General features: G+C 52.9%; 8 protein-coding genes. 4 read left to right on the top strand and 4 right to left on the bottom strand.

Annotated features, from left to right (window positions below; all coding sequences use genetic code 11):
* Positions 1-66 precede the first annotated feature (66 nt).
* Positions 67-2502, bottom strand: coding sequence for a GcvT family protein (locus tag GOX61_RS14635; protein WP_170334864.1), 2436 nt, complete (start codon positions 2500-2502; stop codon positions 67-69).
* Between the two features lie 102 nt (positions 2503-2604).
* Between GOX61_RS14635 and GOX61_RS14630 the strand changes: the two genes are divergently transcribed.
* Positions 2605-3531: a LysR family transcriptional regulator gene (locus tag GOX61_RS14630; protein ID WP_170334862.1), complete on the top strand. Its 927-nt coding sequence runs from the start codon at positions 2605-2607 to the stop codon at positions 3529-3531.
* A 634-nt stretch (positions 3532-4165) separates the two neighbouring features.
* Here the strand turns inward: GOX61_RS14630 and GOX61_RS14625 are convergent.
* Positions 4166-4444: a hypothetical protein gene (locus GOX61_RS14625; protein WP_170334860.1), complete on the bottom strand. Its 279-nt coding sequence runs from the start codon at positions 4442-4444 to the stop codon at positions 4166-4168.
* Positions 4445-5172: 728 nt separating this feature from the next.
* Here GOX61_RS14625 and GOX61_RS14620 point away from each other — a divergent pair.
* On the top strand, positions 5173-5967 hold the full coding sequence (locus tag GOX61_RS14620) for an Mbeg1-like protein (RefSeq protein WP_170334858.1): 795 nt from the start codon (positions 5173-5175) through the stop codon (positions 5965-5967).
* A 347-nt stretch (positions 5968-6314) separates the two neighbouring features.
* Here the strand turns inward: GOX61_RS14620 and GOX61_RS14615 are convergent, their stop codons facing one another.
* Positions 6315-7187 (bottom strand): LysR substrate-binding domain-containing protein, encoded by an 873-nt coding sequence (locus GOX61_RS14615; protein WP_170334856.1) that lies wholly within the window; start codon positions 7185-7187, stop codon positions 6315-6317.
* Between the two features lie 94 nt (positions 7188-7281).
* Here GOX61_RS14615 and GOX61_RS22360 point away from each other — a divergent pair, with 94 nt between their 5' ends.
* On the top strand, positions 7282-7869 hold the full coding sequence (locus GOX61_RS22360; RefSeq protein WP_217353871.1) for a hypothetical protein: 588 nt from the start codon (positions 7282-7284) through the stop codon (positions 7867-7869).
* A gap of 1134 nt (positions 7870-9003) precedes the next feature.
* Positions 9004-10332: a response regulator gene (locus GOX61_RS14605; protein ID WP_170334854.1), complete on the top strand. Its 1329-nt coding sequence runs from the start codon at positions 9004-9006 to the stop codon at positions 10330-10332.
* Between the two features lie 303 nt (positions 10333-10635).
* Here GOX61_RS14605 and GOX61_RS14600 read toward each other — a convergent pair whose 3' ends face one another.
* A complete protein-coding gene (locus tag GOX61_RS14600) occupies positions 10636-11622 on the bottom strand; it encodes a metallophosphoesterase (RefSeq protein WP_217353870.1) in 987 nt (328 codons plus the stop codon).
* Positions 11623-12248: the final 626 nt, after the last annotated feature.

Raw genomic sequence — 12248 nt, 5'->3', positions numbered from 1 at the left:
ACGAAACTTCCTTTCGCTGCGGCTGGTTCAAAGTCTGCTTTTGGAAATCCTTCCTAGAAGTACTGGTCAACTCCGCATGCGTTCGAAATTGGGATCATAAGGTGAGTTATCGATCACATGCGCTGCAATGTCTTCTCCGCATAGGTCAAGCAGTAGTGTTGATCCGGAGGTGGCGCAATCGGGTTTTACGAACGCGTATGCGAGGTTCATTCCGACACGGTGGCCGTATTCGCCGGACGTGATGGTGCCAACCACCGCGTTGTCTTGCATCAGTGATGAGCCCGGATGTGCTGGGGCTTGAGTGGTGTCGATCTTCAGCGTGACTAGCTTTCTTTTCGGTCCAGCGGACTGCCGTTCCAGCAGGGCTTTTTTGCCGACAAAGTCATGTTTTTCCAGCTTCACGAACCGTGAAAGACCCGTCTCGAACGGGTCAAATTCGGTAATCAGGTCGGCTTTCCAATGTAGGAACCCCTTCTCCATGCGCATGGATTCAATGGCGCGCGCGCCGAAGAGTTCCAAACCATGCGCCCGCCCGGCCTCGCGCAAAGCGAGGTAAGCTGCATAAAGCGATGCATTCGGCACATGCATTTCATATGCCAGCTCCCCTGAAAAGCTCACCCCCATCACCACTGCAGGTGCGAACCCGATGCAGCATTCACGGACCGACAACCACGGGAATGCGTCCGAAGACCAGTTCCCGCGCGCGCAGTCAGACAGGACCGCCCGTGCCTTTGGCCCGGCGAGGACCAGTATTGTATGATCGTTGGTCAGGCTGCGAAGTTGCACATCCTCGTCTTGCCTTAAATGCAAAGTGAGCCAATCCATGTCATGGTATTCAGACGCGGCAGCTGAGCCATACCAGACTCTGTCTGGCCCGCGCTCCGAGGCAGATAGATTGGCAACCGTAGCCTCGCCCTTGATGCACCCGTGTTCGTTCAACAGATACCCCAGCCCGACGCGGCCATCTCGTTTAGTAACGTTCCCGCAGATCATGCGGTCAAGGAAAGCGTGACGATCCTTTCCGGTGATCTCGATACGGTTGAAACCATTCACTTCTGCCAAGCCTACATTCGTTGCAACATTGGCGACCTCGGCAGCAATGACATCGAACGTCTCATCAAAATTGAAGCTTAGCGATGGATGAAACGCAGGCGAAGGCTTGATGTAGTCCACACGCTCCCAGCCATTTACAACCGTGAATTCCGCGCCTTCGGCTGCTAGCACAGGCGTCAGAGGTGTTGTTTTCGCATTACGTCCTGCGGGGCGATGCTCGTGCGGGAGATGGAAGCGAAACTCGTTCTGGTAATCCTCTATCGCTTTGAGCGCAGTCAATTCGACGGTTGCATGACCGGTGAAGCGGCGCGGATCGATCACCCAAGTGTCATAGCACGCCTCGCCATGCACAATCTGCTGTGCCAGAAGCCAACCGTGACCGCCCCCTTCGCCCAACCCAGCACGCAGGCCGATGATACAGTAGGCGTTGCGCTTTCCGGGGATCGGCCCAACCAAGGGCGCACCATCGATTGTGTAGGTGATCGGGCCATTCACGATCCGCTTGATCCCGACTTCGGCCAAGGCAGGCATGCGTTTGAACGCGCCTTCCAGCACGTCCATCACACGATCCAGATCATCAGGACATAGATCGTTCGAAAAGCTTGGGCTGATCCCGTCCATCCCCCAGGTTTTGCAATCCTGTTCGTAGAACCCGACCAGCAAACCGTCCTTTTCCTGGCGGGAATAATAGTCCGAGATCGGGCAGCGTAGGAGAGGCATACGGTGCCCGGCCTCTGCAATCGCCGGGATATCCTCGGTTATGAAATACTGATGTTCCATCGACGCCACGGGATGCTCCACCCCCATCATCCGGCCAATCTCGTTCACGCGGTATCCGCCTGCATTGACCACGATGTCGCAATCGATGTCACCATGCTCGGTGTGGACGGTCCACGTATCATCCCTTTGCTGGGTCAGCGCGGTGACCGGAGTATTGCGATAGACTTCTGCACCGGCTTTGCGCGCATGAAACGCGAGCGCCTGGCATAGCTGGGCAGGGTCAATGTCACCGTCCTCGCCATCCCAAAGGCCGCCCAAAAGCTTTTCAGTCGAAATGAGCGGGTGGCGGCGGGCGCATTCCTCGGCGTCGATAACTTCATACTCAACACCCATCCCGCGTGCCATTGACGCAAAGTGGCGATACCCCTGCATCTGTTCTTCTGTATTAGCCAGGCGAATACCGCCATCACCGTGGTGATAGCCAACCGGATAGTCGGGATCGTCCCGTAGTTTCTTGTAAAGGGCGATGGAGTGGGACTTGAGGCCAACCATCGTCTGGGTCAAGCCGAAATTCGTGACCTGAGCCGCCGAATGCCAGGTGGTGCCCGACGTCAGTTCATCACGTTCAACCAGGACCACATCAGACCATCCCTCTTGCGTGAGATGATACAGGGTCGAGCAACCCGCAATGCCGCCACCAATGACGACAACTTTGGTCCGGGTTTTCATGTCAGACTCCTTTGTGTTTCTGGCTGGCACTCTGCCAAATGTTCTAATCTCCGAAAAATTGTTTTATGTATGGTATAATCTCAAAATACCTGAGGTATTGGTATGACACTCTCAATCCGTGCGATGCGTTACGTGCAGGCTGCATTGAAGCATTGCAGCATCACGGGAGCGGCACAGGCCACCAACGTGACACCCTCGGCAATCGCCGCTGCGTTGGATCAGGCCGAAGCCGTTTTCGGTATGGCCCTTGTCACGCGAGCGCGGGCCAAGGGCGTCTTTCCGACCGCCGCGGGCCGCGATGTCGGACGGCATATTGATGATTTATTGGAACGGTACGATACTTTGCTCACAAGCATTTCCGATCTCCAATCAAACCTTTCTGGAAATCTTAGCATCGGATACAACGCACCGATTGCTCCAGCATTTTTACCCATGCTTGCAGCACAAATGCAGCAGTCCAATCCTGGCGTGACATTCACGCTGACTGAGGGCGACAACAACTTTGTCCAGACCGGTTTGGTGGACGGGCAGTTCGATGTGATCCTGTTCGTTGAAGAGCTGCCCAATCCGCAAATCGCAACGCAACCGATTTTCCATGCCCCTACGTATTGCCTGTGTCCAACGGACCATGCGCTCGCTCAGCAAAACACAGTGAGCGTGCCCCAAATCGTGGCCGAGCCCTTGATCCTTTTGGACCGACCCGCTGCGCGTGGGTATTATCTGGAACTTCTTGAACAGGGCGGAGGAGCCCCTCGCGTCGTGGCAACCACCAATTCGACCGAAATGGTCCGCTCGCTTGTCGCCTCAAAGATTGGGATTTCCCTGTTGAACATGAAACCACGTGACGTACCGACCTATACAGGAAACGACGTACGCTGCCTGCCAATCCGGGACAGCAACAGCGGCGTCACCCTTTCGCTCGGGTTTGCACCAGGACCGAAACGAAAACTGGTTCAGACCTTCGTTGAAAGCTGCGTCGTATTTTGTGACGGACCGTCGGGCGCGAATTTGACCGTCTCCATAGCTTAGAGCGCCGAAAAAGAGCAGGACCGTACTTGCAAAAAAGATGTCATCGCAGACATTTGTTCATCGCGCGGCACGAGGTAGATTGAGCTCGAACCAGACCTTCGATGCGGCTGGCGCAAATGGCCGCTTTGGGCCGTGTGCTGGGGCAGGGTATTCTGCCGATCAACCAAGTCCCAGCAAGACACACAGCGCCTGTTTCCAGATCGTGAAGAGGCTCATTAGTTTTCTGTTTAACGTCGATTTGAAGCGCTTGAACCGTCGAAACACTCAAAAAGCGCAAAAATCTCTAGGTGTTGAATTCGTTGGGAAGCGAGTCTCAATAATTCGGTCCCATTATTTACGTACTCAGACAATGGTTGTCGGATCACCTTAGTGGTGAGACTGCGGTTAGAATAAAATTGATTTCTTAGAGGTTTGAATTTTTGAGACTCTAGAATCCTCGATTTTCTAACCGAACAATTAGGAAGCAGCCTTTCACTTAACTCCCAGAGAATGGCTGGAAAGAGCCCTTACCTGGTCAACTCCGAAAACTAGAGCAGGCAAGTTGATCACAAACCTAGCCTTTCGGCTGGATCGGCTTGTGGTCAACTTGGCAAGTTTTTTGCGCTCTCGTTCAGATGATCTCAAGCCGCACTTATTAATAATTATTGTAGTCATGGCTCCATTGATAGCTGCCGCTAGGTGGCGTTGACGAAAGAGAAATTGACTGTTCACTGGTGGCTGCATCAGTAGACATTTTTTTGGTTTGATTGTTGTCAGATTTTACATCGGTGTGATCGCGTGTCTGCGATGCGGCTGAGTTGAGATCCTGAGCATGCTCGTGGTGCCCGTGACCACCCGACGGGTGCGCCATCGCCATTCCAGCACTCAAAACAATTGCGAAGGCGGTGACGGATGAAATCAGTGTCTTTTTCATTTCTTGGTCCCTTTCGGTTGAGCGTGTTTGATACGCTGTGTGTGAAACCAACTTGGTAATCTGCGCCTCAGATTTATTGTGCTAGCACGTCAACGTTTTGCGGAAAGCCATCAAGCTAATGGCTGCTTTCGATGCCGATCGCGACCCTCCCTAATCCCTGCGACGAGGTTTGACGTCTTTTATGCGAGTCAAAGAGGAAGGTCGGCCAGGGCAAACGCCATTTCAGCTAAATTCCATGAAGCGTTTCTTAACGGTTCAGCCAGCACCGGTATGAGTGGTAGCGTCACAATGGTTGCTATGGTCGATACGAACGCTTCTACCTAAGCACATGCAGCGGACCGCAAACAGCACATTCCGGACATTCGGTGCCAGGTGACGAATAGTGGATGAGCAGACATATCAGTCCGTAGTAGGTTGGTCGCATTCAGTCCTCTCCGCATACTTGTCTCAATATTTGAAGCCTTGTGCTAGACGGTTTTTTAACGTTTTGTTTGGACTGATGGTGTCAACGGTGCAGCTTGGCGTTGAAAGGCCTTTACACCTCCAAATCGATTGGACACGAATTGTCAGCTATGGGCGCGAAATAAGCGATGAGGGTATTTCGATTTCTCGTGATCCTTTTTGCATTCATCGGAGTGTGGAATCTGGGAGCTGCGGTCGTTGCCTATCGGAGCTACGAGCCTCCATCGAACAAAGCGTATTTGAGAAACGATTCCGAGCCAGTACCATTGGAAAATTTGTTCTGCGGTTCAGGTCAACGTAAAGGTCAAGCGCTAGTAGATCGTGCAATCATGGCAGCCTTGGCCTATCCGAGCGAAGGACTAACGCTCATGGCGTATTTGTCGCCGCAATGGCAGAAAGTTGAACTATCCGAAGCCGTTCACAAGAATATCCTCGGTGCCCATAGCTCTCGCGGGTTAGCTTTTGACATCTGGTATCATGCTGATGACCAGATTGCAGTAATCTCTTTTCGCGGAACTGATACCCGCAATCTGCAGGAAAGCCTGAAAGACTGGACGTCGAATTTGCACTGGCTGGTGGGCCGTACCCCGATTGTTACCCAATATGACGTTTTGTACGATGCGTTGCCGCGAATAATGGAGTTCATGGATCAGGCGATTGGTAACGTTTCCGAAGTCCACACAGTTGGTCATTCGCTTGGAGGTGGCTTGGCGCAGTATTCCTTGTACAGGGATGCAGACCTTAACAATCGAAGAGTGAAACATGCTTTCGTTTTTAACTCTTCTCCTGTGACAGGATGGTCAGATTTCGAATTGCAGCAAGGCGACCTGCCCGGAACAACCGTGACACGCATCAACGAATACAAGGAAATTCTTGAATTCCCGCGCCTGCTAATGAAGCCGGGCTATGCTTTGAACCCGCGTTTAAACATAGACCCACGTTTCGACGAATACCGACTGGACCTCAATTCGGAAACGGGCACGGCCGCACATGAAATGACGGGGCTTGCTAAGAAGATCGTTTCTCTCACCGAGAGTTTGTGTGCTGAGCGCTCAGAATAACCGCATCGTCACGGTTTTTCCCAATCGGGGTTGATCCACTTTGGTATCCAATTTTTTGCATCGAAAGGGTACCAAACCGGCTGTCCTACAGCCGGAAATTCGCCACACCACATCTTAGGGTGAGAATGGGCTCGACGCTGTCTTTTTCTGCTGGGGGTGTCGATAGAAGGTTTAGCCCCAACCTGCCATTGATCCCTTTTCCGCCTTTTGCGTATGCAGTGGACCGCCAACCGCACATTCCGGACGTTTAAAACCAGATTGCTAGTAGCGCGAGAGCGGACAGAGTCAGCAAACAGGCCGACAATTCCAGTGTCCGGTCTCAATTCAGCGTTGCTGTCAGGCCCGTGTTATGAAACGGCTCGCATAGGGGCCCTTCCCAGTTTTTCTACCAGAAAGTCGGCCGCGAGGGACACGTGCGCTTCGCAGGAGTTCGATTGGTGAACGGATATCACCACCTCGTGCAGCGAGGGCAAACCGGCCTGTCCGTCAATGATCCTGAGACCAGATGGTATGACAGAGGCCTCCATCACGGACACCGACGATCCGTCAAGAAGGGCTTTCTCGATCAACCCTATGCTGCGCGTGGAATATGCAACGCGCCATCGGCGGTCGATGCGCTTTAATACATCCAAGGCAATTTCCCTGCACACACAACCAGATGGGAACAGAACGAGCGAAAGAGGTTGATCGTGGTCGTCGATGAAATCGGGCGAGGCAACCCAATGAAGCGGCTCATGCCTCGCGACCTGTCCCGCGACAGAATCTGGACGGTGCGTTGCAACGACCACATCCAGTTGGCCTCGCGTCAACATGGGCAGCAGATCGCTGGCGTTGTCGCATGTCACTTCGAACTGCAATCTGGGATGCGCTTTCGCCAGGGCGGACAGAATTGGAGGCAGCAGGAAAGTCGCGTAGTCATCAGGCGCTCCGACCCGGATCAATCCTTCCGCCTCTGGGCGTTGCAGATGTGACAGCGCAGCATCGTTTGCAGCCAGAATGCGGTTTGCATAGACCAACAACGCTTCGCCGGCCTGTGTGATCGACACGGACTGACGGCTCCGCTCAAAGAGGCGTTTCTCCACGATAGTTTCAAGCCGTTTGATCCGAAGACTGACAGCTGATTGCGTGCGCCCAATGGCCTGTGCAGCATGCGTGAAGTTTCGATGCGCCGCGACGGCGACGAAGGATCGCAGCAGGTCGATTTCGAGATCACGCTTCATAAAGTAAGATTTCCATATCTCATCACGGTTAGCAATATTATTCGTTACAGAAATAACCTGCTCAAGCCTACTGTCGCCGAAGGAGGCCCGCTCAATGCTTGGTTTGATCGCGCAAACGATCTTCGTGGCGACACGCATATCACCGCCGCACAATTCGGCTTCAGGTTGTGACTGGCGCTCAGCAACAGGCCCAATGGGCCATGGCACAAAGAAGGGAACGGACAAGAAAATGCAAAGCATCGACATCAGCACACTCAAGACACGAACTGGCACAGTGGAACGCGTCTGGCAAATCGAGATTCAGGCGACACCTGAAGACGCGGACAAGATCATAGACAATGTGATGGAGGTCGATCCACTGATCTATGGCCGGTACAGGCGCAACGCATTTGTCAGTGCTGTAGGCAGCGAGACTTACTTGCCGGAAGACAACTCAACCAGTGCTGTGCATCTGGGGGCCGCCAACAAGGTTCAGACCTTCCCAAGCGTCCTTATAGTCATTTCAGTCTCGCAAGACTCTGAAACGCTGGGGCGCGTTCTGGATGCGATACGCGATGTACATCATTACGAAGAACCTTTGATCTTCATCAAGGATTGTTGGGCCAGCCGCGCCGACTACGACCCGCACAATTCCAATCCCAATCGTTGGTGGAACCGCGACAAGGCAAACGCGGAAAACTGATCTCGCAACGATTGCGGTGGGTTGTCACAACCGATGACTATCCGTCCTTGGCAGCCGGTGCGCAGCCATTCGTGCCCATGCATCATTCGGCGGAGTGAGCTCGGAGCAGCCATTCTCTGCAGTGGATTCAAATAGTGGTTTAGGCCCTTAGCGGTCATTGCCTCGCAACTGAGCTGCTGCAGTTGCATTGGGCAGTTCGCAGCTCAAACCAGACATTGACGATCTTGCTTTGCAAATCCGGAAAGTGGACAAAGCACCATTTCGCTGCGGCCGCACTTGGGTCAGGTTTTGCAACGTTTTGTCCCCAGATTTCGTCGCACACCCAATCAGATTATTCATTTCAAGAGAACTTACGGGTGCCAGTTCTCATGTCCTGGCTTGTCCAGCTCCCACAAGTATTTGTCCAAGCGTCAAAAGAAACCCGATCCCTATCCGCCCAATTCCTAAGGACAGTCGACCCGCTGGGCCGTCTCTTCGTTAACAACAATCGGGGGCTCTTGTGCTTTCTCGTCCAAACAACCTGTCAGTGCACTGGAATCAGATTGTTCCTGAAACGCTCTCGGCGCTCAATGAACAAAACCAGAGCCACAGCCGTTCGCCAGGCCGAATACCAAGGTTATCTGCCGGGCTGCTGTCTGCCGGACTTGTGACCTTGGTTCTGTTGCCCTTCACGTCGGCCTTGCCTGGTGCCTTGACGAATGACCTCTCGCCATTTTTGGATGTGTGGTTGGTGTTTTTTACGGCGCTTGTCGTATTCTCCGCCGCAGCGGCAATTATACTGAGAGGATCGAATTGGAGGGCCGTTATTGGGCGAGGATTGGCCTGTCTTAGCACAGCGCTCATTGTGTCACCCGTAGGCCTGTCTGTCCTGTTCGCATTGTATCTTCAAGACTGGGTATCACTCGCTGACGGAATGGTCATTGAACAGGTCGGAAGCACAGCTGCGACTTTAGTTGGCGGTATCTTTTTCGCCAATGCTGTCGCTTTGGGGTTGGCCCTTGGCTGCGTGATCTTGCTGGTTCGATGGCGGCTTTTGCAAGCCCGTCCGAAACCTTCCATCTCACCCTATGCAATTCAAACAGCAGTCCAGTTTCGGGAAGGACCGACAATTGGAGCGTCTTGGGAGCAATTAAAATGAACATGCCCGTCACCGACATCTCGCACAGCGTTGAAAGAAAACTCGAACCCATGACCCCAATTCGTGCCCTAATTGTTGCACCGGATGAGGCGCGATCGACCATTCAAGAACTAGCGTCGCAACTCAAAGGAATTGAAATCGTTGGCGTCGCGTACAATTTAAGAACAGCCAAGCAGATCCTTGACCGCACACAGCCCGACTTACTTCTGGTGGATGTCATGCTTCAAGGACTTCGAAGTATCGACGTGATTTCTTACGCCTCCACAACACTGCCAGATCTCAAGATACTCGCGCTTAGTCCGGCTGATCCACCTCATGATCGTGTCATCTTAGCCATTCAAGCAGGTGCTCTTGGGTATGTGTGTAGGAATGCTGAAGCCGATGAAATTCAAGGGGCCGTGGCTGAAGTGCTCAAAAGCGAGCCTTATCTTCCCACCGATACCACAATGGATGTTTTTAAGGACGTTGCTCCCGAGCTCGCGGCTTCCGCCAAAGAGCGATTGAACTTCATGTTCCAGGCGTTGCTCGGGTTCATTCCCGCCGCAGGGCTTATCGCGGCAGTTACCGGTTTCCTGTGGCGCGAGTATTGGGGGCAGATCGGTGTTCGTGTGGTGGACATCGGTGTGGATGCCAGCACCCGCGTAACCGAGTTTGTACTCACATTTCTCGTACTACTGGGAATCCTCGGGCCGCTCCATTTTGTCAACAACTGGAAAGATGCATTAAGTTCATGGGCAAACCGTCGCGCCCGACTTCGTAAGTTGGGCAAAGACCTGAAGCCCATAAAGATTGGTCGAACGACGATCGGAAGCATCGCTGCGAACGAAAGAGTCCAGTGGTTGGCGATTGCTGCCGTGGTTCTTGCAATCACAATTCCACTGGATTTTTCTGGCGGTAGAATCCTGACCATCATCATAGGAGCAGTCGTTGCGCTGGTGTTGCTCGCAAATCTATTCTCGCTGGACGACTATCTACCTGATTGGCTGCGCCCATCCAAACAACATATCGGTAAGGCACTGTTTATCGACGGTATGTTATTCCTAGTTTTGTTGCTTATATTGAGCGCCGAAGTTTTTCTTTTGGGCCCAGATCTGCGGCAGGATGGATTGCACGGGTTTCTTGCTCCGAAAGTGCTTGATCTTTCCGCACGACCGGTCGTTTTGACGGACTTGAATGGGACATTTGACCCGATGGAGGCGCTATATCTTGGCGGCAACGCGGATTTGTATGTTTTGTATGACCCCTGTGACGAGGTCGTGCGAATGGTCCCCGTTGGCTCTTCACGGGTGGAACATATTCCGCAAGTTCAGTGCAGCCCCAAATGAAACTGAGCATTAGGTCTGAATACCGTTCGCAAGTGACTCATTGTAGGTTGTCTACGGTGCTGAGAAAGACGAAAAGTTCTCGAAAAATCTTGGTGAACAAGGGGCTGCTAAGGGCTCAATCCTTCTATCGACACCTCCAATGGCAGCGCCGAGCCCTTACCTGACCTTTGACAGCACCCAAAGTCTCGCTCGTGCAGCAAGTCGCCAACCGCTCATTCCGGATGTTCAAACCAAGTTTCGGATGGCTGGTGAGCGGACGAAGTGCCAATTCGCGGGGGATGCGCCGAGGTCTACTATTCCCGCTTAGTCGTCCATACCGAGGGTGAAATCGCAGAATTGCGTATATTGCAGGGTCACATTGCCGTTCGATATTTCAAGCACTCCGTATTGTGGTGCTTCTTTGGGAGGCTTGAAGCTATCCCAATCCCAAGGAGGACGCGGTGCTGGCGCTTGAAACGACAACGCACCCAACGTCGCAAAAGGAATACCACGAACTGTCCCACAGGTAGGCCTATGAACATGGCCCATGAATAAGTGCTTCACGTTTGTATGGCGGCAAACGACGTTCAAAAAAGCTTCTTCGTCCTCAAGTCTGATTTCATCTTGTTTAGGCAATCCAAGCGCGAACGGCGGGTGATGCATGAAGATGTAAGCGGGGCGATCGTCATTCCTGCTCAACAGGCTATCCAACCAGTCTCGCCGCACTTCGCAAAATTGGCCTGCGTGGGAGCCAACTTTATGGGTGTCCAAACAAACCACTGTACCGTCAGTGGTCTCTAGGGCGAATTGGATAAAATCCGGCATCGTGTCTTCGGGCAAAGGAAGACGGGATCGAAGTCCGCCCCTGTCATCGTTGTTTCCCATCATCGGATAGATATGCAACTCAGACTTGGCGAGGTATCCCGCCAATGCAGTATAGTCACCCTCGATATCATCCCCAACCAAATCTCCGGACAGTATCGCGAAATCAGCGTCAGCGTGATGGGTGTTTGCATGATTGATGGCAGCAGCGAGCCGCACTCGTGGGTTTAGCCCGTCGATTGTACCTTCATTCTGGAAATGAGGATCGGACATCCAAATGATTTTGGTCATTCTAATCCCTTCAAATTGGGTCAAATAATTGTCGCCAGCTTCGGGTACGCTAACCGCAATAGCGAAGAGCTGCCAGTCTTGTATGGAGATTCTAGCCAGTCCGCCGCGACGGCAGCTTCGCGCGGAATTGGTGCTGTTTGCTCCGTATGCAGCATCGGTGACTTTAGGCTCACGGCGGGCATTAGCTGCGACGGGCATCAATTGGAGATAAGAGCCCCGATCTGCCGTTTTTTTCGGGCATTGGCCGTCGTGGCCCAAGCTTCGCCCTTTGCGTCAAGTACGACGGCCGGACCCTGCTAGGCGAGAAGAGTTGGTATGAGGTGACTAGCCCCCTTGCCGGATCCGGTTGGAGCCACTGAGATGATATGGCCTTCACGGTCAGGCGTGACCCATTCTGGGGGATCCGGCGCATCCTTGTCTCCGGGGTAAAGAAATCCAGCGGGTTTGCGGGGTGTTTTGAGTACCATCCGACCCATGGGAAGCTCTGGTAGGCCCGGCGGAGAGTTTCCTTCATGTAGTGATTTGGAGACACGCATCACAGTTGTTTTCACTTCATTGAAGAGGCTTTTATGTATTCATGCGGGGCAGGGAATGCTTTCAAATTTGGAGGCAGGATTTTGAAGGTTGCCCATATTGGCCGTGATTAATTCAAGCAGCGTCTAAGTGGGCCTGGGTTTTCGTTTGAATGTGGCAAGAGTGCTTTACCGGGGATCACAAAGTCAAAAGCCGATCCCGTTCAACCATTTAAGGCTGAACGAGTTTTTGAGGGCTGAAAAAATCTCTTTCTGTAATGACTTCTGCTGACTACAGTATCTGACAAAGGC

It is taken from the genome of Ruegeria arenilitoris (genome assembly GCF_013030265.1).
GTDB lineage: Bacteria > Pseudomonadota > Alphaproteobacteria > Rhodobacterales > Rhodobacteraceae > Ruegeria > Ruegeria arenilitoris_E.
This window is presented reverse-complemented; position numbering and strand designations above follow the sequence as displayed.

Bases quoted from the DNA above. Each gene is read 5' to 3' on its own strand.
- GOX61_RS14615 (WP_170334856.1), bottom strand. From the start codon at position 7,187: ATGAAGCGTGATCTCGAAATCGACCTGCTGCGATCCTTCGTCGCCGTC.
- GOX61_RS14605 (WP_170334854.1), top strand. From the start codon at position 9,004: ATGAACATGCCCGTCACCGACATCTCGCACAGCGTTGAAAGAAAACTC.
- GOX61_RS14600 (WP_217353870.1), bottom strand. From the start codon at position 11,622: ATGCCCGTCGCAGCTAATGCCCGCCGTGAGCCTAAAGTCACCGATGCT.
- GOX61_RS22360 (WP_217353871.1), top strand. From the start codon at position 7,282: ATGCTTGGTTTGATCGCGCAAACGATCTTCGTGGCGACACGCATATCA.
- GOX61_RS14635 (WP_170334864.1), bottom strand. From the start codon at position 2,502: ATGAAAACCCGGACCAAAGTTGTCGTCATTGGTGGCGGCATTGCGGGT.
- GOX61_RS14630 (WP_170334862.1), top strand. From the start codon at position 2,605: ATGACACTCTCAATCCGTGCGATGCGTTACGTGCAGGCTGCATTGAAG.
- GOX61_RS14625 (WP_170334860.1), bottom strand. From the start codon at position 4,444: ATGAAAAAGACACTGATTTCATCCGTCACCGCCTTCGCAATTGTTTTG.